Raw genomic sequence first — 22,742 nt, 5'->3', positions numbered from 1 at the left:
AAAGAATATATCACTGTATTAGACTAATTATCAGATTATAAACCCTTTCAAAGGGCAAATTAAAAGGGAGGATTACAATGAAGAAAAAAGTAGCATCATTATTACTGAGCGCTGCAATGATGGCATCAATTCTTGCCGGATGTGGCGACACAGAATCAGCACCTGCTGGCGGCGACACAACACCCGCTGCAACTCAGACTGACAACGGTTCAGCTGATACCGGAAGTGCTTCAGCTGACACAGCAACTCCGGGTGAGGTAACAGATTTCACAATGTTCATCACTATGCCCGGTTCCGAGATCAATGATGACAACGAGATTGCCCAGATGATCGCTGACAAGTATGGGGTAAGAGTAAAAGAGACATGGCTTACAGGTCAGACAGCATCTGAGGCAACAGGTACACTTATCGCCGGCGGCGAGTATCCTGACTTCATCGATTCCGATGAAATGAATCTGCTTATCGACGCAGACGCACTTATTCCACTTGATGATTACATCGACCAGTATCCTGAGTTCAAGGAGAAATGGTTCACTCCCGAAGAGTGGGAGAAATTCCGTCAGCCCGACGGACACATCTACTGGATCAATCCTTTCGGAAACACAAAGGGTGAGTCCAAGCAGACAACACACAACGACGAAGCTTTCTGGATCCAGGTAAGAGTTCTTGAGTGGGCTAATTATCCTAAGATCGAGACACTTGATCAGTACTTCCAGCTCCTTGAGGATTACATCGCTGCTAATCCTACAATGGACGACGGCACAGAGAACATTGCTTACACAATCCTCTGCGAAGACTGGAGATATTTCTGCCTTGAGAACGCAGGTCAGTTCCTTGCAGGATATCCTAACGACGGTTCTGTAATAGTTGACAAGTCCACAATGACAATCAAGGACTACAACACATCAGACGACACAATCGCTTACTTCAAGAAGCTCAACGAAGAGTACAACAAGGGCTTCGTTGATCCTGAGTCCTTCACACAGACCTACGACGAGTATATCGCTAAGCTTTCAACAGGCCGCGTACTTGGTATGGTTGACCAGTGGTGGGATTTCGCTAACAACGTAAATGACTCCTTCAAGCAGACAGGTCTTGATGCTAAGGGCTGTAACTATGTACCTCTTGGACTTACAACAACAGCCGGCATGGACAACAGATGGCATACATATGATGACACAGTTAACCAGGCTTCAGGTATCGCTATCACAACAGATTGTAAGGATCCTGACAAGGCATTCAAGTTCATCGTTGACTGCGCTATGGATCAGGAACTTCATGATCTCAGATTCTGGGGCGTTAAGGGCGTTGACTACGATGTAGATGAGAACGGATTATACTATCGTACTGATGAGCAGAGAATGAACTGGGCAGATACTTCTTACCAGGCTTCTCACAGATGTGTATATTCATACTTCCCTCAGTGGAACGGAACATCTGATGACGGAATCAACGCTAACAAACCTGAAGAGCAGCCTTCAGAGTTCATGGTCGATATGGCAGCTCCTCTTAAGGCATGCTTCGATGCTTACGGAGTAACAACATATCCTCAGATGATCAATTCAGTAGTTGAGACTAACGGACCTTGGTTCCCTATGTACTCATACTCCAACAACTTCACAACTGAGACACCCGGTGGTGTAGCTTGGGCTAAGATGGGTGAGTGCAAGCACGAGTGGCTTCCTAAGGTTGTTATGGCTAAGGACTTCGAGCAGGGCTGGGCTGAGTACATGGATGCATACAATGCATGCAAGCCTGAGGACTTCATCGGCGAGATGCAGGAGATTCTTGATACATTTAAGTAATCACTTAGCTAGGTTCTGTCGAGCTTAGTGTACCAGATAGGAATAAAGAACAAGAAAAGGCAGCAACTGCGCCAACAGACAATGTTGCTGCCCTTTTTTTGAAAAAATCGAATTGGTTCTTCTAGAAAAGAGTAATAGGAGTGGAGTTTATGGCCCGGAATAAAACACGCAAAAAAATGGATATGAAGGCCACACTTAAGGAGATGAAGCGCCAGAGCTTTCTCATGGTTGTGACCCTTGCCGTAGTTGTGTACGGTATCATATTCTATTACTGGCCTTTGACAGGCTGGATCATGGCTTTTCAGAATTTTAAACCCAAGAAGGGAATCCTTGGTTCCGCCTTTGTTGGATTGGACAAGTTTAAGTTCCTGTTTGGAGATCAGACCTTCATTAAGGTCATCAGAAACACCTTCGCAATGGGTGTTATCAACCTTGTTACCACCACGATAATGGCAGTTCTTTTTGCGATTATCTTAAATGAGGTCAGAAGGGCATGGATCAAGAAGCCCATTCAGACCATTTCATACCTTCCGCATTTCCTTTCATGGATCGTTGTTACCAGTATTTTGCACGTTTCATTATCCGCAACCGGTATTGTCAACGACCTGCTTCTGAGATTCGGATTCATTAATCAGGCAATCAACTTTTTTGCACATCCCGGATACTTCTGGCCTATAGTTGCATTTGCCAACTGCTGGAAGGAGACAGGATGGAATGCAATAATCTATCTGGCAGCCATCACTGCTATCGATCCTGCTCTGTATGAAGCAGCTTCCATCGATGGCGCCGACAGATTACAGAAGATCAGATATATTACTTTCCCGGGTATCAAACCTACCTTCATGATCCTTCTTCTTATGAATGTTGGTAACGTATTAAATGCCGGATTCGAAGTGCAGTATCTGTTAGGTAACGGACTTGTACAGTCTGTATCCCAGACTATCGATATCTACGTACTGAAATGGGGTATTTCACAGAATGACTACTCCCTCGGTACTGCCGCCGGTTTGTTTAAGAGTGCTGTAAGTATTGCGATCATCGTTATTGCTAACTCTATTGCCAAGAGATACAGCGAGCAGAGATTATTCTAAGGAGGGCGTAAGACGATGAATGAGAAAGAGTACACAGTAAGAAGACCGGTCAGCGATGTCATATTTGAGATATTCGTTGTACTGTTCCTGACAATATTCGTAATAGTTACACTTTACCCTGTTATCAATACCGTAGCCCTGTCATTTAATGATGGTATCGATGCGGTAAGAGGCGGAATTTATTTATGGCCCCGTAAGTTCTCCATGAAGAACTATCAGACAGTATTTGCGATGCAGAATATCTGGGTAGGTGCCAGAGTCACAGTTTTAAGAACAATCGTGGCTACCTTCACTTCACTTTTTGCAAATGCGCTGCTTGCATTTGTTGTAAGCCGTAAGAGATTCCTGTTTAAATCCCAGCTGTCACTTTTCTGGGTTATTACAATGTATGTTAACGGCGGAATGATTCCTATTTTCCTTCTCTACAAGAACTTAGGACTTACAGGAACATTCCACGTATACTGGGTTCCCGGTATGATCAGTGCATTTAACATGCTGGTTATGAGAACCTATATGGAAGGCATTCCCGAGAGTTTGGAAGAATCAGCTCAGCTCGACGGCGCCGGATACTGGACAATCTTCAAAGATATTATTTCTCCTTTGAGTAAGCCTGTTTACGCAACAGTTGCATTGTTCATCGCCGTTTGGCAGTGGAACTCATGGTTTGATGCAATGCTGTACAACCGTATGAAGACTGAGTACACAACACTTCAGTACGAGCTCATGAAGCTGCTTTCATCTGTAATGCAGCAGAGCGGTAGTGCAGACAGCGCCAAGAACAGCGCCAACACCATCACGCCTATCACAATTCGTGCCGCTGTAACGGTTGCTACAATGCTTCCTATCATTTTGCTGTATCCCTTCCTCCAGAGATACTTCGTTACAGGCCTTACCATCGGTGGTGTCAAGGAATAATAGCCTATGAGATGGCAAACGAAAAAAAGTTTATAAATTTTTGTTGACGTTTGCCGGATACTTTGATATTATAATCAAGTCGCCACGAGAGATCGAGGCGACGGTTCGCGGAAGTGTCGGAATTGGCAGACGAGCAAGACTAAGGATCTTGTGATGCTTACATCGTGTGGGTTCAAGTCCCATCTTCCGCACGCAGAAAAAGAAAAAGCCTAAGGCATAAAGCCTTGGGCTTTTTTCTTTTTCCACATGGGGAGAGTCCTCTCACCCATGTGGGTACTGGGATTCTCACTAGGCTCGAAAAAACCTCACCAAGTGTTCACCCATGGCTCGCACTAAGCTCGAAAAGACCTCGCTAAGTGCTCTGCTCAAAGTCCCATCTAGGCTAAAGATTTCCATGACATGTTCTTTCAAAAAAATGTTTCGTGCAGAAGATGGGATGACACGGGGCGGTTCTTTTGTATCTCAAATGGGGTATAATATGTATGTTGAATCAGCGAAAAGGAAGAGCTTAAGATATTAACATATGAATAGGAGGGTTAACATGGGATCGGTTTCTAAGGTGTATTTTACAAGAAACATCACACCGGAGCAGGTGGTAAAAATGTATGACATTCTTGGGAAAAAACTTGAAGGCAAGATTGCGGTGAAGGTACATTCCGGAGAAGAAGGCAATCAGAACTATCTTAAGCCTGAGTTTTGGAAGCCAATGGTTGAGCATGTAGGCGGAACCGTTGTAGAGTGCAACACAGCCTATGATGGTGAGAGAAACAGCACTGACAAGCATGTTAAGCTCATTAAAAAGCATGGCTGGAATGAATATTTTGTAGTGGACCTGATGGACGCAGAAGGGCCTGACGTTGAGCTGCCGATATCCCATGCTGATCATTTGAAGAGTGATCTTGTAGGGAAAAACCTTATGAACTATGATTCAATGCTTGTCCTTTCACATTTTAAGGGACATCCTATGGGCGGATATGGCGGAGCTCTTAAACAGCTCTCAATCGGATGCGCTTCCACGGCGGGAAAGGTCAATATTCATTCTGCAGGAAAATATGTTAAGGCAGAAGAACAGGGCGTGGTATGGGAAGATCTTCCTCCACAGGATGCTTTTCTTGAATCAATGGCAGAAGCTGCATCGGCTGTAGTGGACCACTTCCATGGAAATATGGTATTCATCAATGTTATGAAGAATCTGTCGGTAGATTGTGATTGCTGTGCTATTGCAGAAGATCCCTGCATGGCTGATGTGGGAATTCTTGCATCCACGGATCCCATTGCAATAGACAGAGCATGTATGGATCTTATCTATAAATCTGAGGATCCGGGAAAAGACCATTTCCTTGAAAGAGTACAGACAAGGAATGGCGAGCATACCATTGATGCAGCTGCCAAGATGGGCTTTGGCGTAAAGGAATATGAACTTATAACTATTTAAGCCCCTGCGCTGTTATAATGCCTAAGGCCGTAGTTCCAGAGCAGATATGCCGCGATACCGGTAATCACAGCAATTAGTGGTGATAGATAAGCATATTCCGGGTGGGGCAAACTTTTTCCTAGAAGGCTTGCCACAGGATAATAGCCGGTAAAGGCATAGGGGATGATGAAGGTAAGAAGGAATCCGATTCCTTTGCCATAAATAGTGACAGGATAGTCCGTATAATTTTTTAACCCATGATTGTTATTGGTGAGGAGAGATACTATCTCCTCACTTTTTACTGCCCAAAAGCTGACAGCGCCGGTAAAAATTGTGATGGCAGAAAATATCACAAAGGAAGAGAGAATGTTTATTGCATAGTACAAGACAGTATAGACAGTCCATTCAATGGCTAGCGACCTCATACTGTAGATCCAGAAAAACACGGACAAAACCAGGCGGGGTATGAAGGTATACTGGAACTGCTGCAGCACCATATACAGCATGGGGCCTATGGGCCTTGTGAGATAGAGGTCAAATTTGCCGGTGCGGATCAGCTGGCCCATATCCTTCATGGGACTCCAGAAAAAGAAGCAGCTAAGGCTGTAGGTCAGCCAGCTGGTGGTAAACATGAATAGGACTTCATTCTGCGTCCATCCAGCGATATTGTCGAAATTATGGAATATGACCATAAATCCCGCGAAGTACACACCTATCTGGATCGTGTTGGCGATTAGTTCAAAAACGAGAGAAAAGTGATAAGCCAGCTTCCCTTTCATATATATGATCACAAAATGTCTGTACATTTTAAGCAGATACATGATTCAGCCTCCCTGAACTACAAGTTTATTTTTTCCTACTATCCAAACAGCTTCCGATACCGGAAACAAAACAGCAAGCCAAATAAGCTGAATGAGTATATTTTCGCAGATACTCTCATAAGACATTGGGGTGGTAATGAGGGTGACCGGTATTCCATATATTGCCCGGAAGGGAAGAAACATGTTTATCACGGTGAGAACCCGCGGGAACATTGCAGCAGGAATCCAGGACCCGGACAGGAGCTTGTAAATCGCTGCCAGTAGCATGTTCAGCGGCCAGGTGACGATCAGCCAGAAGGCCATCTGACCAATTATCAGGGAATATAAAAACTGGATCAGATAGGCCAGAATTATGGACAGAAATCCGTACAGCAGCTGCTCCCGGCAGATAAGCTCTCCATGGTAAAAGATGGAAATCAATATCCCAAGCGGCAGAGTATAGATCATAATTCTTGCAATGCTCGTTCCGATATGTTTGGCGAATATCATTGATCTATAGCCAAGCGGACGTATCAGCTGATTCGCCACATCCCCGGACTGAATCTGGTTATTGATCCATGCTATAACATCACATTCCATAAATGTGGATATTACGGTGGCCACAATGATATACCTTATGGTTTCATCCTGGCTTAAAGGGATATTTTTGCCTGTATTGGAGGAAAAAAGCCCGGTCCACAGAGCATACTGCATATACAGATAAACAATCTTAGCGAGAAAATTCGCCCATACAGAGTTCAGATACGCTGTATGTTCTTTTATTCCGATTATTGCCAGATCAGCATATTTTCGCATTTCCTTCTTCTCCTGCCAGATAGATTTTTTTGATAATCTCTTCCAGATCTGTGGTCCGGTAAATACTCTTTAGCTTTGGGAGAGTACCGTCATAAATAAGAGAACCCTTGTCGATAATGATCATCTTCTCACACAGGGATTCGATATCTGAAACATCATGTGTGGTCAGAATGATGGTGGTGTGCCTTTCTTCGTTTGTCTTTTTGATAAACTGCCTTATTCGCTCTTTTGACAGCACATCGATTCCGATGGTGGGCTCATCCAAAAAGAGAATATCAGGGTTGTAGATAAGCGATGCCGCCAGGTCAGCTTTCATGCGCTGGCCCAGGCTTAGGAGCCTTGGGGGCTGATTTATGAACTCATCCAGCCCAAGAATCTCAGTAAAAACAGCCATGTTTTCTTTATAAACGTCATTTGGAACACGGTACATGTCCCTAAAGAGTTTCAGGGAATCAATGACCGGAATATCCCAGCACAGAACGCTTTTTTGCCCAAAGACTACACCGGTTTTCATCATGATCTCTTTCCGGTTCTTTTTGAAATTCAATCCGTCTATGGAAACAGAGCCGTTATCAGGCACAAGAATTCCTGTCATCATCTTTATGGTGGTGGACTTGCCTGCCCCGTTAGGGCCGATGAAGCCTATGATTTCTCCGTCGGGAATGGTAAAAGAGATATTGTCCACAGCGAGCTTTTTTTGCCCGTGCTTTAGTCTGTAGATTTTTGTCAGGTTATTAACCTCTATGCTCATAGCCTGTTCCTCCTTGCCACAAGTGTGACAGTGCATATATAACTTGCTTTTATGTGTTCTTAAATGTACAATAGCATCAAACGATATATCAGTAAAATCGAAATAACAGATTGTAACCATCAAAAATATTGATATATATAAGAGGGCGATATGAATAACACACAGCTTGAGACCTTTTTGAAAATTGTTGAGACCGGGAGCTTTACAGCTACCGCAAATATGCTGGGATATGCCCAGTCAACCGTGACGACGCAGATCAAGCTCCTGGAAGATGAGTTTGGATGCCTTCTTTTCGAGAGACTTGGTAAGTCCCTTGTTCTGACTACCGAGGGAGAGAAGCTCATAGCCTATGCGGAGCAGATGTTGCAGCTTCAGAGGCAGATGCTGCTGGAGGTATCAGCTGCGGAGATTCCTTCCGGCATTATTAAGATTGGTGTTTCGGAGTCGCTATGCTACAAGCATTTTCCGGAGAACCTTATGGAATACAAGAAAAAATATCCCGGAATGGACATACGGATCCAGTTCATAGATCATGATACTTTCCCCGGACTTTTAAAGAATGGAGCGCTGGATCTGGTATACACCTTAAACCCGCTTATAGAGAATCCTGAGCTCAAACTGATCCACAAGAAGAAAGAGTCCCTTGCCTTTTTTGCAAGACCGGATCATCCAATTGCTAAAATGAAGAAGGTAAAAGAGGAGGATCTTGCTAACGTTCCCCTTCTTATCACATCCCATACCTGTAGCTTCAGACGTATGCTTCTTGATGACTTCTCAAGGCATGGCGTAACACCTAAGATCGAGCTTGAGACCAGCAGCAAGGAAATCCTCAAGGCCTTTGCCATGAACGGTCTTGGAATCGCCTTTATGCCTGCCATGACAGCAGAGGTTGAAATACATGAAAAGAAGCTTAAGAAGATTGACTGGGCAGGCGATGACTTTCCAATCTATTCTCAAGTTTTTGTCCACAAGGATAAACATCAGAACAGAGCGATAGAAGAACTGGTGGGATTGATTGTGAAAGGCTAGGAGTTATCAGTGAATTCCTGATTGCCTTTGGTGACCTATGTGGTACAATCATAGTATCAAAGCGACTTCAAGGGGCATACTCTATGGAAATTCTTGTAAACATCAAACAGCTTGGTAAAAGAAAAAGCAAGATCAATCAGCAGCAATTTCATATCGAAAATAAACCGGACACTGTAGCAGACCTGATCAGGGAATGTGTCAGTACCTGTGTAAAAGAATATAATGACCGCTTCGAAAAAGGAGATAACCCGCAGCCATTGTCACAGCAGCAGATCGACGATATGAGCGAGATCGGCAAGATTGCCTTTGGAATTAATTATGGGGAGAAAAAGGCAGACAGGGATAAGGCAATAGAGGATGCACTCCTTGCCTACGAGGACGGTCTTTTTCGTATCTTCATCGGAGAGGAAGATGCGGGGGATAAGGATAGCAAAGTGAATATTGAAGAAGGAACGGAGGTCACATTTATCCGCCTGGTAATGCTTGCGGGCAGAATGTGGTGAAAAAAGGTTAAAGGGAAGGTTATAGAAAATGGATTTTCGAAAAAAGTCAGATGACAAAATAAAAGTTTTACCGGAGGAGCTCAGGGGCTTTGTCTGTTCCTGTGACTATAACAAAGAAAAGTCACCTCTGTTTTTTAAGTTTGTAGACCATATTTCTCAGGGCAAAGCCCCTTCTGAGTTTATCAAAAGTAGCGCATCAGGCCTTTTCGGCGAGTTTATAAATCCACAGTTTGAAAAGCATGTTTATTATACTCTGGACCACCTGCATGAGTGGATATATCAGCATGGCATGGGAAGAAGATCCCTTAGGACCAGAGATCCGTATATTATTGCTGAGAATTCCATTGAGAAACTCAAGGAGTTCGGCACAGACAATTTTGTGGACTGCGATATCTGTGAGTATATCAAAAAGGACCTTCCGGAGGCTGAAAAGCATTACAGAAGCTATGATAATTACGTTTCCAGAGGCTGTGTCACGGATATCATGACAGCAGAGATTGATTTCGGGAACGATGAGCTTATAGGTCTTATCAAGGATTCTATCAATGGCGAAAATGATATTCCATTTGAAAGAAGCTTCATCTACGCAATTGTAAGGAGCCATGATCAGGGACTGTATGAAGAGCTGGGAAAACTTCTTAAGGCCGCCGGTCTTCAGGAGGGACTTCGCCAGGCAATCTGCGAGACCATGGACGAGGGAACTGCAGAAGCATTTCTTTATCTTAACAAGATCATCGTTGATAACAATTTCATCAGATTTTCTTCGGTGAAAAGAGCTTTCGCGGTATGGCTCTGCTTCTGGAACTATGACAATCCCAAGATTGACCGAATAAGCAATAAGATGGCGGACTATGTCTATGACTGCATTTCGGATGAAAAAAAGCGTGAAGAATACCTTGCCTCAGAAGACTCCATGAAGATGCATATCGCGCTGTGGGCCATAGGATTCTATGAGGTTCGGGACCTTATTGCCAGGATCCGTGATATTTCTGCCAATGGTTCCAAGCATCAGATAATGACTGCAGCCTACACTATGGGTATTCTTGGTAACAGCAGACTTTACCATATGGCAAGTAAGCCTGTGGTGGAAGCGCATCACGATGATATAGATATCATGGTGGGATGTTTTAAGCCTTTTTTCATGGCCAGGTCAAGTTATTACGGCAAATGGGATGAGGGCGGTATCGCTGATTATTTTGAGGATGAAGACGAGGCTGTAAGATTCTATGGATACATGAGGGAGCTGTATAACCTTATTCCGGGAAAAGGAATAACCTGCGATCCCTATATATTCGAATGGAACAAGGACTCCCTTGCAAAGGGTGATGTTACTATCAAGATGGCATATATTGCCAAGAAGCTCGGGAACAATGAAATGCTCGATGAGATCTGCGAAATGCTTAAGGAGGCAGATCCCTACTGTAGACTGTGGGTCATCAGAGATGTACTTAACAAACCTGCTACAACAATGCAGTTTGATACTCTTGTGGCTGCTCTTGCTGATAAATCAGATTCTGTACGTTTTCAAGCTTATAAAATAGTTGCGGAAAATACGCAGAAACTAGCTCCGGCGCATTATCTTCAGATGGAGTCTCTCCTCAGATATAAGGCTGCGGATGCAAGGGAAAACCTGATAAAGCTTTTGATGGGCAGAGGCGACGCAGATATAGAGGCCACTGTGGCAAGGCTTTTATCCGATAAAAAAGAAGAGAAGAGAACAGCAGCTTTGGATATGGTAATGACCCTTTCCAAGGATGAAACCAAAAAAGTTCTCTATGAAAAATGCCTTAAGCACGCATCAAATATAAAGGATCCTTCCTCATCAGAGAAGATCCTTCTGGCAAACTTCATTCCGGAGATGTCCGATACACATGACGAAAATAGTGCGGAAGAGATTCTTTACACAGAAGAAGATTTCTATGAACCGGAGGAACTTGATGCAAATCTTTTCCAAGAGCATGTGAAAGTATTCATGGATTATTTTCCCGACTCGGAACTTGAGAGCTTTTTGAAAAGAGGAACAGCAGGAAAAGGCCTTATCGGTAAAATTGTTGATGCTGTCCGAGGCAAAAAGGAATGTTCATCGTATCTGCAGGCTTGTAAGGACCTTGAGAATCTTGGCGAGTTTATAAAGCTTCATGAAAAGGATGAATATACCGACAGAACCGGAGAGAAGCAGATTATTGGCTGCGATTCCAGAATCTTTGGGATTCTTGATAAGGATTACAATCTGGTCGTACCACTGATGGAACTCTGGGAACAGTATTTTGCAGAGCATATACCGGATAAGAGGCGTATTCTCAGAATGTATGTAATGACTGCGGATTATCTTTTCAGGAGTATAACCAATTTTTATTCCACAGAGGCTGTGGACAAGCTGTACGGACAAGGCTTTTCCAATAAGCCCGATTGTATCTATGCAGAGCACAGTAAGAGAATACTCGAAGCAATCATTAAAGAATATGTAACCATGGAGGAGTTTCAGAGTCTTGCCATAGCGCTGGCCTGGTTCTTTGTTAAGGGTAATTCCATAGATCCACAGTTTATCAGGAGTATAACTACAGCCAGCCATTACACTGAGGGTATTTCAGATGTCAGGATTAACCGACTTCTTTCCAAAATCGACCGTATGGATGATAAGACTTTGCAACTGACATTCCCGCTTTTTACAAGGCTGTATTATATTCACAGGGAGTTTAAGCCAAAGATCAGGTCTTTGGATGATAAAGCTTCGGGAAACAGATTCAATAACAGAGGAAAATATCCTTCGTATATGGTCATTGAACCGAAGCTTGCAATTTATGCAGCGTATAAAGGGATTATTACGCGGCAGCAGATGTACAAAATTCTTTTTGAAGATGATCTGGGTGCTGCCCTCAGGTTCCTGTCGTCAGCCATTACGATTATTCGGGAGAAGGACAGGCTCGTTTCCACAAGGGCTAGGGACTACTGGAAGAAGACCATTGGTAAAATACTGGAGCAGCATGGTGAAGAGGGATATCTGCAGCTTATAGATGAAGCTTACGATAAGGTTTTGGGAAAAGTACTGCCTGTGGAGCTAAGACGCGGCGACACCATGACAGAATATTCCAAAGCTGTAAGCAATATTTCAAGAATATACGGTGCGGAGAATTTTGTGGCAATTCTATCTGCTCTTGGTAAAGATAAGTTTGAGCGTTATGAGTTCTGTTCCACAGAGACTAAGAAGGGAGCGTTATCCCATCTGCTGGCAGTCTGCGTTCCCGGGCCCGATGATAATGCAGACAGGCTTAAGGTACTGCTTGCGGGTACGGATATTGCTGAAAAGAGACTTGTTGAGGCCTCTGTTTATTCTCCCGAGTGGCTTGAAATAGTAGAGGAATACCTTGGGTGGAAGGGTTATATCTCTACCTGCTATTACTTCATGGCCCATATGAAAAGTGATGAATATGGCCGTGACGCAGATCCTAAGAAGGATGCCATAATAGCAAGATATACACCTCTTACCTCTGAGGAATTAAGCGACGGAGCCTTCGATATTGAGTGGTTCAGAAGCGCCTTCGAGGAGCTGGGAGAAGAGCATTTTAACCTTGTTTATGATGCCGCTAAGTATATCTGCGACGGAGCAAGACATGCCCGAGCCCGCAAATACGCTGATGCTGCTCTTGGAAGATATACCCCTGATGAACTTAAGGAGATAGTAGCTGATAAGAGAAACAAAGACTTCCTGATGGCATATCCCCTTATTCCACTTAAGAGTGAGGACGACATCTGCGAAAGATATCAGTACCTTCAGCAGTTCCTTAAGGAGAGTAAGAGCTTTGGCGCCCAGAGGATTGTCAGCGAGGGCAAGGCAGTTGCCATGGCAATGCAGAATCTTGCAAACAATGCAGGCTTCAGTGATGTTACAAGACTTACCCTTAGGATGGAAACGAAGGTTATGGAAGACTCCAGGGAGGTCTTCGAGGATATAGAGGTTGAGGGCGTTCTCTTAAGACTGAGCGTTGATGAATTTGGTAAGACAGAGGTTGTTGTAAACAAGGATGGCAAAACACTTAAGTCTATTCCTGCCAAGATAAAGAAGAACGACAAAGTTAAGGCACTGTTGGAGACTAAAAAGAGTTTCACAGAGCAGTATCGCAGAACCAGGTTAATGTTTGAGCAGGCTATGGAAGAGGGAACAACCTTCACTGCCAAAGAACTTACTCTTTTAGAGGACAATCCAATAGTATCCCCTATCGTAAAAACACTTCTTTTTATTGAAGAAGGAAGCGGCAGATTGGGCTTCATCAATGGCGGTAAACTCTCAGATCATGAGGGGAAAGAGATAAGTCTTAAGGAAGAGGCAGAGCTTAAGGTTGTTCATCCATATCATATTTATAAGGATGGTCATTGGAGTGAGTATCAGAAGCTCCTGTTTGATAATAAGACAGTTCAGCCCTTCAAGCAGATTTTCAGAGAGCTGTACATCAAGACCTCAGAAGAACTTGAGATGGAAGATACCAGAAGGTATTCAGGCAATCAGATCCAGCCTAAGAAGACTCTTGCCTGCCTCAAGGGACGCCGCTGGGTGGCAGATATAGACTTCGGCATTCAGAAGGTTTATTACAAAGAGAATATCATCGCCACAATATGCTCTGGCAGACTGGTTCTCCCCTGCGGATATAGAAGCGCCGACTGTTGAATGGGTTTCTTTTATGGACAGAAAGACCTGGGAGCCCATAAGGATTAAGGATATCCCCGACATTATCTTTTCTGAGGTAATGAGAGATGTGGATCTTGCAGTCAGTGTTGCTCATGCAGGCGGCGTTGATCCTGAAACAAGCCATTCTACAATTGAGATGAGAGCAGCACTTGTAGAGTTTACACTTCCGCTGTTTAAGCTTACGAATGTAACCATTGAAAAAAATCACGCTCACATTCAGGGAAAATATGGTAACTACTCGGTGCATCTCGGAAGCGGTGTGGTTCATAAAATGGGTGGTAGTATGATAAATATTTTACCGGTACATTCTCAGCACAGGGGCAAAATGTTCCTTCCTTTTGCCGATGAGGATCCAAAGACTTCAGAGATAATAACAAAAATCCTGTTTTTGGCGGAAGATGGCAAAATTAAGGATCCGTCTATACTTGAGCAAATTAGATAAGGCAAGAATTATCATTGAATAACGGTCACAAATGTGTTATAGTACGTGTGAATTTCTACGCAGTTACATTATATGTGGCTTACTAGTATTATCGGTAGGTCGTTTTTTTATCCTAAGTACTGAAATTTTATTCTTGAAAAAGAGGGGTAATTATGAACGAAAATTTTGATGCTACAAGTAAGGATAATGTTACTACAAAGGAAGATGCAGATGTATTAACTGAATTAAGGGATCTGACCAGGAAGAAGCTTAGGCTTCAATATATATCCACCGCATGCATAGGGGGTATGCTCGCGGTATTGATTATATCAGTACTTGTTATGGTGCCAAGAGTCAGCACAACACTTGCTCATATTAATAATGTTGCCGCCAAGGCGGAGGAATCACTTGCCAAGGCGCAGGAGTCCATTGAACAGATTAACGATATGACTAAGAGCATGGAACAGGCCAGCAGTAACCTTAACAAGCTCGTCGATGAGAATGGGGAATCATTGGGAGCGGCCATCAAATCCATGACTGAAGTCGATTATGAAGGACTCAATCAGGCAATCAAGGACCTGCAGGATGCAATTGGTCCCATGGCAAATTTTATGAACAGGTTTAGATAATTATATATATCTACATTTTCTTTTGGGGAGAAAAATAAAGTTTTGTGGGAGGAGTTCTCAAGACATGAAGAATTATGTAGTTAGAAGATTGTTGGTGGGAGCATTGGCTTTGACCACTTTTTTCTCCACCTTTGAGTCGGCTGTAGTGTTTACAGTTGACGGAGAAACCGCTATTGCAGCCGAGTATCAGAGTGATGACTCAGACTGCTCATTAAAAGACATTTCTTTTGCAGAGAAATCAGACTCTGCATCTGAAGGTTCGGCTCCTGAGGCGTCTGAAGACGCATCTGCTGAAAGTTCACAGGATAACAATACACAGGTATCCGCAGAATCTTCATCAGAAAGTTCTGCAGAGGCTTCATCAGAGAGCTCCTCAGAGAGCTCATCAGAGGGTCCCGAAGAGAGCCCTTCAGAGGCATCAACGGAGAGCTCTGTAGAAGTATCGCCCAAAGCTCCCGAAGAGCCGGGGAATGCTTCATCAGAGAGCACTTCTATAGAACCTGCCGCTGAGGAATCCTCTGCCGCAGCATCTTCTGCAGAAGATGCCGCAGATGAGGCTTCATCTGAATCATCAGAGGACGCATCTTCATCTTCCTCTTCTGAGGAGACACCTTCTGAGAATAAGCCTTCAGAAGAATATCATGCAGCCAACGATCTCAATAATCCTGAATTTGGAATAGTTGATAACTTTGAGCTTCCGGATGAAATCGGGGATATCAATGAGGAGATCACACTTTCCTTTGATTTCCATGTATTCGATGCCGAGGCTATTCCTGATGGTATATTTACATATACACTTCCGGATGAACTTGATTTTTCCGGTATTCTTGGCAAGGAAATTGAGGTAAGGGATGGTGATGTGCTGATTGGTAAGGCAGTGTTTACCGATCCTCATGTCATTACTTTTATAATCGATAAGAAGTATCTTGAGAATAAGCCCAATGGAATAAACGGCAGTGTAAAACTTGAGTGCAAGATAGCAGATGCCGGCAATCACGGTGATGAACCCATCAGAATTGAGTTCCCGGGTGAGCAGGTTAAGGTTATCACAGTGAAGAAACCTGTTATCACAGCTACCAAGGCTCCTGTGGTTATCAGTTCAGGAGAAGCGAGCTTCGAGGTTGTTTTTGATGTATCAGCAGATACAGATGATTTCACCATCACTGATGTTCTTGGAGAGAACCTTGAGTTTGTACCAGGCTCCTGGACCTTTAAAACATCGAATTACGGCAAAGTTCCGGCTACCTTCAGTCTTGCTGACAGTCATACTCTTAACGTTAATGTCGGAAAAATAAAAAAAGGCAAATATGTTCTTTTCTATAGAGTCAAGGCAACCAAGCTTCAGGACGCTGTTGCAACCGATGCTATTGAAAAAGGCTATGGAAATACTGCTACGTGGCAGTGGAAGGGCTGCACCGGTGAGCATGAAGTTATCAGTTATGCAACCTGCTCAATCAAACACGACTGGTTAAGAAAGAATCGTATCGGTGCGATTTCCGCAGACGGAGTAGCAGGCTGGTACGTCTATATTAACAACGGAAGCCGCCAGGAGATGGCCGGCAAAAAATTAGTGGATATCCTTGATAGCAGAATGGAATTCTCATCAATGTCCGTTGAAGTTGAATACTCTCTTGATGGTAAGATCTGGAGACATTATGACTATGCTACAGACATCAGCAAGGACGGTGATAACTGGAAGCTTCAGTACACATTCCCGGATGATGCACCTGCTTATGGTTACAGACTCAAATATTATACTAAGATAACTAATCTTCCTACTGACACAATTGTGTATAGCAACAGTGTATATCTGTATGATGGTGACACACTTTTGGATGAAGCTACTGAGAAGAATGGATATTATCATGTAGGTAAATTTGATTCCCGCATTGAGAAGAATGTCCTTGAAAGAGATAACGCGACAGGTATCGTTACCTGGATCTCAGAATTTACCGTAAACGGTGAAAGAGCTAATTATCCTATCACCATTAAGGACAATATTGCTCCTGCAGTAGCTGAGTTTGCGGGTAAGAAGATCGGAGTTAAGATGCTTGAGGGCATCGAGCTTGTTAAGGTGAATGAGGACAATACAACAACTCCCATCACCAAATTTAAGGTTACCTATGGTGAGTCATCCTTTACTCTTACCGTAGATAAGCTTGTGCCCGGCAGCTACAGATTGTACTACAAGACACAGCACTATTACGGATCTGAGGGCGACCTTTCATTCCCTCAGGGAAGTACAATTGATATTATCAACCATACAGAACTTATCATCGATGGCAGAAAGGTCCAGGATGATGCATCTTATCCCATCACAACAGAGGGACTTCCTCTTATGAAGGAAGCTCTTAAGGGATATTCTGAGAATGGACGTTACATTATTCCATGGAAGGTCTATATCAACAAGAATGAGCTGGGACAGACCAATGGAGATATTGAGAGCGGTGCCAAGGCCACAGTAACCGAGATACTTCCTGACAAGCTCCGGTACCTTGCCGGATCTACTGTTATTACCAAGGCCGACGGAACAACATTTGGTGTTGAACCTGTAGCAGAGAAATCTGCCGAGCTTGGTGATGTTCTTAAGTGGAACTTCACTTGGGAGAAGGCCGGAGATAACTACTATGTACTTGAGTTCAAGTCCTATGTAAAGGATGAGTATCTGAGCGAAATCAAGAAGATGGCTCAGGACGATGGTACAGCCACAGTATCTTTTGATAATAATGTTATTGCAACCGTAGGCGGCAGCATCGGTGGAACCAATGCCAGCGCTGTTGAGGAGTTCAAGTTCCTTAAGAAGACTGCGGGATTTGACGAGAATACTCAGCAGATCGAATATGAGATCGTGGTTAACAGAGAGGCTGTTGATCTCAAGGCCGACAGTGATACTCTTGTTCTCGGAGATACACTTAAGAACGGCTTCTTCGTGGAAGACAGTCTTAAGGTATACTACTACGGAACAGAGACAAAGGTTGATCTTGGTGAGAACGGCGTTGGAGTATCCTATGACCGCAAGACCTTCAAGATAACTGTTCCTGACAGCACCGCACTTCTTGTAAAATATGCTGTTAAGGCAGATACGGATTACGGCACTGATATTGGTGATTCCAAGGTTGAGGTAGAGGTTTCAAATACAGCGACACTCTACGGCGATATTGAGAACTCCTCCAAGGTCGATAAGCAGTACGCTGTAAAAGATGTTCAGGCTAAAATCACCAGCAGTAAGGGCAGCGTCAAGGTTGTTAAGGTCGATGCAGATGAACCTTCCAAGGGTCTTGATGGATGTAAGATCGGCCTGTACAGAGTTGATCTTAAGACCGGTGAGAGCAGCCTTGTGGTAGAGAAGACCACTGATGATATTGACTATAGCGTAGTATTTGATGTAGACGGCAAATACAACTCACTTATTTTTGATACACTGTACTATTATCAGGAAATTGAAGCTCCCACGGGATACATAGGTGATTACACCAAGCATTATTTTGTCTTCAAGGCAACCAAGTTTGACAAGGTAGATTCTCAGATAAGAGCATTCCTGACTGAGGAAGAATATGATAAGCTTGAGATTATCGTGGTTGATAAGAACAATGTTTATCATGAATTCAACTTTACGAACAAGAAGAAAACGGAGCCCGGGCCTGATCCCACACCGGATCCCAATCCTACACCGGATCCTGAGCCCAAGCCGGATCCTAAGCCCGATCCACAGCCTACACCCGCTCCTAAGCCCACACCTACACCCAAGCCAAATCCGGAACCTGCACCGGAACCGACTACGGAGACTGAGCCTACACAGGGCGTGGTTGTAACCACATCTGAGAGCAGCGTTATTCCTGATCTTCCTGAGGTCCTCGGAGCCTACAGAGATGACCTTGATCTTCCGGAAGTTCTGGGAGCAAGAAGAGGAGAGACCTCAGACAGAGATATGACATCCTCTTACATTATTTTGCTGATGGCGCTTGTGGTACTTGCCGGTACTTTGACTAAAGTGTTTAAAGAGACTAGAATTAGAAAGAAATCATAATTTTAGCATTTATGCTTTGGAAGGGGGACAACATGGACAGAAAGCAGGCAGAAGATAAGATTAAGGAACTTGCTAAGGAAGTAACAGAGGCGGCAGAACCGGTTATCAGAGACTTAAAGACCAAGGCCGAGCCTGTTTATGGTGAAGTTAAGACCAAGGCTGAGCCTGTGATCAAGAAGGTTAAAGAGACAGCGGCTCCCGCTGCGGAGGTAGTCAGGAAGAGATCACAGAAGGCCACTAAGGTTGCCAAGGCAGTAGGACAGGATATCACTCTTCGAGCTGCCAAGCACAGATGCAAGGAAGAGGTTTTTGTTCAGTACAACAGTCATGAACTTAGGACCACAGATATTATTGAGAAGGCTAAGAAGGATTTCGTCAGCCGTGGCCACAACATCACGGATATTAAGGAGATTCAGGTTTACATCAAGCCTTCGGACAATGCGGCTTATTATGTTGTAAACCACAGCGAAACAGGCAGGGTTGGATTTTAATGGCAATTGAGTTAAGTACTTTTTTTAATCTGATGCATTATGAATACGGAGAAGCCTTCTTTGGCAGCTACAAGGGAATGAGATACAGACTGGCAAGAGAGCCTCTTGAGAATGTCAAATTCGTTCCCGTGGACCAGAGAGGACCGGCATCACTTCTTGCGACGGTATGGCCGGAGCCCTATTCCTATGCACAGACAGATAAGGCTCTTATGACCTCTGAGGAATTCGAGGTTTCACAGGAGGGACTTGAACAGGCAGTGGCCTGGTTCAATCAGCAATATGAAGAGAGGATCGCCCTTTGGAGCAATCCGGAACAAATTGTTTAAAATTTTTTGAAAAATAAAAAGGATTTTGAAATCCCACGTCGAATAATTAAGATGTGGGATTTCTTTTTTTAACATTGGACAAAAAAGGATGAGCTAAATTGAAAATTCGCGAACAACTTGAAGAACGAGAGATCAGAATCTTAAGTAAACATGCTACTCTCAGCATGAATTCCAAAGGTAGGGAAAGAGAAGAGAAGCCTTGTGACATCAGGCCTTGTTTTCAGCGCGACAGGGACAGGATACTTTATTCCAAGTCCTTCAGACGCCTCAAGGACAAGACCCAGGTCTTCCTGTCTCCTGACGGTGATCATTACAGAACCAGAATGACCCATACCCTTGAGGTATCACAGAATGCCAGAACCATAGCCAAGGCTCTGATGCTCAATGAGGACCTGGCTGAGGCAATTGCACTGGGCCATGACCTGGGACATACCCCTTTTGGACACGCAGGCGAGAGAGCGCTTAATGATGTCAATCCGGGAGGCTTTAGGCACAACGAGCAGAGTCTTCGCATTGTGGAGAAGCTGGAGAACTACGGAATCGGTCTTAATCTGACCTGGGAAGTAAGAGATGGCATTCTTAATCACGAGATGAACTTAACACCGGGGACCCTTGAGGGCAAGGTGGTAAGGCTATCCGATAAGATTGCATATATGCATCACGACATGGATGATGCCATAAGAGGTGGGATCCTCAGTGAAGAGGACGTGCCTGCGGACCTTCGCAGGGTAATAGGTGAGTCCAAGAGAGAATGGCTTGATACCTTTATCCATGACATAATTTCCAACAGCATGGAAAAGGACAACATTCAGATGTCGGATGAGATCTATGATGCATTTCATAAGCTCAGGAAGTTTATGTTTGAAAGAGTATATACCAACCCGATTGCCAAGAGTCAGGAAGGCAAGGTTGAAGATATGATCAAGACTTTGTACAGCTACTATCTTGACCATATAGACAAGATTCCCGAGTATCTCAAGAAGATGATGGATGAAGGGGAATCCAAAGAGAGAGCTGTCTGCGATTATGTCAGCTCCATGACTGACAGATATGCGGTTGCGGTTTTTGAAGAAATATATGTGCCTCGTTCCTGGGGCGTTTTGTAGTAGTTTTTGGGGATGAAAAGAGGAGAGTCAGTTGCGTTATTCTGAGGAAATATTGGAAGAAGTGCGCTCCCGGAATGATATTGTGGATGTCATAGGTCAATATGTCCATCTGCAAAAGAAGGGAGCAAATTATTTCGGACTGTGTCCGTTTCATAATGAAAAATCCGGTTCTTTCTCTGTTTCGGGCCACAAGCAGATGTATTACTGCTTCGGCTGCGGAGCCGGCGGAAATGTCATTTCTTTTTTGATGAAATATGACAATCTGACCTTTCAGGAAGCAGTAAAGCAGTTGGCGGACAGAGCCGGCATCAAGCTTCCGGAGGAGGATGACTCCCCCGCGGCCAAGGCTATGCGGGACAAGCGTCAGATACTCCTTGATATCAACAAGGAGGCTGCCAAGTATTACTATTATCAGCTCCGAGGCAGAACCGGTGAGAAGGGGCTTGAGTATTTCAGAAAGAGAGAGCTGACGGATGAGACCCTTCAGCATTTTGGACTGGGCTACGCCAATGTTACCAGCGATGATCTGGTGAAGCATTTGCGGGGCCTTGGCTACAAGGACAGTCAGATAATAGAAGCAGGTCTTGCGTCCCACGACGATAAGTTCGGGACTCATGATAAATTTTGGAACAGAGTTATGTTTCCGATTCAGGATGCTTCCAACAAGGTCATCGGCTTTGGCGGAAGAGTAATGGGAGATGGCAAGCCCAAGTACCTGAATTCACCGGAGACGATGATCTTTGACAAGAGCCGAAATCTCTTCGGCCTTAATTATGCCAAGAACTCCAGAGCAGGTTACATGATAATCTGTGAGGGTTACATGGATGTTATAGCCATGCATCAGGCTGGCTTTAACATGGCGGTGGCTTCCCTTGGAACAGCTTTTACCACGGGGCAGGCCATGCTGCTTAAAAGATATACAGATGAAGTCATCCTATCCTACGACAGCGATGAAGCCGGTACCAAGGCAGCGCTAAGGGGAATAGGAATCCTTAAGGAAGTGGGAATCAAGGGCAAGGTCCTTAACCTGCAGCCCCACAAGGATCCCGATGAATTCATCAAAAACGAAGGCAGGGAAGCCTTCGAGGAGAGGATCAAGAATGCCGAGAATCCATTTTTCTTCGAAGTAAGGATATTGGAGAGAGCGCATGACATGTCCGATCCGGATTCCAAGACCTCTTTTTACAAAGAGATAGCTCAGAAGCTATGCGAATTCGAAGAGGCTCTGGAGAGAGAAAATTACATACAGGCGGTGGCCGCAAGGTACAACATTCCGGTGGATGACCTGCGGCGCATGGTTACCGGATTTGCAAACCGTGGCGGAATAGTAAGGCCTGCAGAGAGACCCAAAACAGGCATTCAGAAGAAGATGACTCCCGAGGACGGTGCAAAGAAGAACCAAAGACTCCTTCTTACGTGGCTTACGGATGAGCCGGGTCTTTACCCCAAGGTGATAAAGTACGTGTCACCCGAAGATTTTTCGGATGATCTGTACAGGAGAGTAGCCGGGGAATTATTTGAAGGACTAAAGAGCGGTGGATTCTCCCCCGCGGCAATACTGGATCATTTCCGGGATGAAACGGAACACGCCCAGGTGGCGGAGATGTTTAATACCAACCTGGTGGACATCGAGACCAGGGATCAGAGGAAGAAGGCCTTCCACGATATCATCTACGGCGTCAAGCTGGCAGGATACGAGAGGCAGAAAAAAGAGCTAAAACCTGACGATCCCCAATATCTCATCAAGACCATCCAGGGGAAAAAGGATCTGGAAAAACTCTCACATACGGAAATATCACCGGACGACTAATTTACACAAAAATAATTAGAAAAGGAAAGATAAAAAATGGCAAAGAAAGAAACTGTAAGCAAGGATACCGAGAAAGCAATAAAGTCAGCTGCCAAGACTACCAAGTCTGCCGCAGCGAAAACAA

At 44.2% G+C, this 22,742-nt stretch carries 17 protein-coding genes and 1 tRNA gene; 15 read left to right on the top strand and 3 right to left on the bottom strand.

The window, feature by feature from the left end:
- Window positions 1-77: 77 nt before the first annotated feature.
- The 5 genes from G588_RS0107745 to G588_RS0107725 all read left to right on the top strand — a co-directional run bounded on the left by G588_RS0107745 (window position 78) and on the right by G588_RS0107725 (window position 5,246).
- Complete coding sequence (locus G588_RS0107745; RefSeq protein WP_022778177.1) at window positions 78-1,805, top strand: extracellular solute-binding protein; 1,728 nt, start codon at window positions 78-80, stop codon at window positions 1,803-1,805.
- A gap of 149 nt (window positions 1,806-1,954) precedes the next feature.
- Window positions 1,955-2,896: an ABC transporter permease gene (locus G588_RS0107740; RefSeq protein ID WP_022778176.1), complete on the top strand. Its 942-nt coding sequence runs from the start codon at window positions 1,955-1,957 to the stop codon at window positions 2,894-2,896.
- Between the two features lie 15 nt (window positions 2,897-2,911).
- Window positions 2,912-3,811: a carbohydrate ABC transporter permease gene (locus G588_RS0107735; protein WP_022778175.1), complete on the top strand. Its 900-nt coding sequence runs from the start codon at window positions 2,912-2,914 to the stop codon at window positions 3,809-3,811.
- A 107-nt stretch (window positions 3,812-3,918) separates the two neighbouring features.
- Window positions 3,919-4,002, top strand: a tRNA-Leu gene (locus tag G588_RS0107730).
- Window positions 4,003-4,352: 350 nt separating this feature from the next.
- A complete protein-coding gene (locus G588_RS0107725; protein WP_022778174.1) occupies window positions 4,353-5,246 on the top strand; it encodes a DUF362 domain-containing protein in 894 nt (297 codons plus the stop codon).
- Here G588_RS0107725 and G588_RS0107720 read toward each other — a convergent pair.
- The 3 genes from G588_RS0107720 to G588_RS19590 are packed head-to-tail and all read right to left on the bottom strand — an operon-like array spanning window position 5,243 to window position 7,592.
- Window positions 5,243-6,046, bottom strand: a complete 804-nt coding sequence (locus G588_RS0107720) for an ABC transporter permease (RefSeq protein WP_022778173.1) — start codon at window positions 6,044-6,046, stop codon at window positions 5,243-5,245. The two genes, G588_RS0107725 and G588_RS0107720, sit on opposite strands and share 4 nt — an antisense overlap.
- A gap of 3 nt (window positions 6,047-6,049) precedes the next feature.
- Complete coding sequence (locus tag G588_RS0107715) at window positions 6,050-6,841, bottom strand: ABC transporter permease (RefSeq protein ID WP_022778172.1); 792 nt, start codon at window positions 6,839-6,841, stop codon at window positions 6,050-6,052.
- Entirely contained in the window at window positions 6,825-7,592 is a 768-nt protein-coding gene (locus G588_RS19590) for an ABC transporter ATP-binding protein (RefSeq protein WP_022778171.1), read from the bottom strand. The genes G588_RS0107715 and G588_RS19590 overlap by 17 nt, the downstream gene beginning before the upstream one ends.
- Window positions 7,593-7,742: 150 nt before the next feature.
- On the opposite strand from G588_RS19590, the gene G588_RS0107705 reads away from it, so the two are divergent.
- The 10 genes from G588_RS0107705 to dnaG all read left to right on the top strand — a co-directional run bounded on the left by G588_RS0107705 (window position 7,743) and on the right by dnaG (window position 22,618).
- Window positions 7,743-8,621: a LysR family transcriptional regulator gene (locus tag G588_RS0107705; protein WP_022778170.1), complete on the top strand. Its 879-nt coding sequence runs from the start codon at window positions 7,743-7,745 to the stop codon at window positions 8,619-8,621.
- Window positions 8,622-8,704: 83 nt separating this feature from the next.
- Window positions 8,705-9,124: a hypothetical protein gene (locus G588_RS0107700; protein ID WP_022778169.1), complete on the top strand. Its 420-nt coding sequence runs from the start codon at window positions 8,705-8,707 to the stop codon at window positions 9,122-9,124.
- A gap of 28 nt (window positions 9,125-9,152) precedes the next feature.
- A complete protein-coding gene (locus G588_RS21440; RefSeq protein WP_022778168.1) occupies window positions 9,153-13,787 on the top strand; it encodes a DUF4132 domain-containing protein in 4,635 nt (1,544 codons plus the stop codon).
- A 13-nt stretch (window positions 13,788-13,800) separates the two neighbouring features.
- Window positions 13,801-14,250 (top strand): DUF7737 domain-containing protein, encoded by a 450-nt coding sequence (locus tag G588_RS21435; protein ID WP_022778167.1) that lies wholly within the window; start codon window positions 13,801-13,803, stop codon window positions 14,248-14,250.
- A gap of 152 nt (window positions 14,251-14,402) precedes the next feature.
- On the top strand, window positions 14,403-14,858 hold the full coding sequence (locus G588_RS0107685; protein WP_022778166.1) for a hypothetical protein: 456 nt from the start codon (window positions 14,403-14,405) through the stop codon (window positions 14,856-14,858).
- 64 nt (window positions 14,859-14,922) lie between these two features.
- Window positions 14,923-18,885 (top strand): hypothetical protein, encoded by a 3,963-nt coding sequence (locus tag G588_RS23265; RefSeq protein WP_022778165.1) that lies wholly within the window; start codon window positions 14,923-14,925, stop codon window positions 18,883-18,885.
- A 32-nt stretch (window positions 18,886-18,917) separates the two neighbouring features.
- Window positions 18,918-19,376 carry a DUF6465 family protein gene (locus tag G588_RS21430; RefSeq protein ID WP_022778164.1) on the top strand — a complete coding sequence of 153 codons (459 nt, stop codon included), beginning with the start codon at window positions 18,918-18,920 and terminating at the stop codon, window positions 19,374-19,376.
- Window positions 19,376-19,702 (top strand): hypothetical protein, encoded by a 327-nt coding sequence (locus tag G588_RS19570; protein WP_022778163.1) that lies wholly within the window; start codon window positions 19,376-19,378, stop codon window positions 19,700-19,702. Before G588_RS21430 ends, G588_RS19570 begins: the two co-directional genes overlap by 1 nt.
- Before the next feature lie 98 nt (window positions 19,703-19,800).
- Window positions 19,801-20,808 (top strand): deoxyguanosinetriphosphate triphosphohydrolase, encoded by a 1,008-nt coding sequence (locus G588_RS0107665; RefSeq protein WP_022778162.1) that lies wholly within the window; start codon window positions 19,801-19,803, stop codon window positions 20,806-20,808.
- Window positions 20,809-20,839: 31 nt separating this feature from the next.
- Window positions 20,840-22,618, top strand: coding sequence for a DNA primase (dnaG, locus tag G588_RS0107660; RefSeq protein ID WP_022778161.1), 1,779 nt, complete (start codon window positions 20,840-20,842; stop codon window positions 22,616-22,618).
- Window positions 22,619-22,742 lie beyond the last annotated feature (124 nt).

The sequence above is a fragment of the Butyrivibrio sp. AE3009 genome, from assembly GCF_000420845.1.
In the GTDB taxonomy this organism is placed as follows: domain Bacteria; phylum Bacillota; class Clostridia; order Lachnospirales; family Lachnospiraceae; genus Butyrivibrio.
The sequence above is the reverse complement of the archived record's forward strand: the minus strand, read 5'-3'. Positions and strand labels throughout refer to the sequence as shown.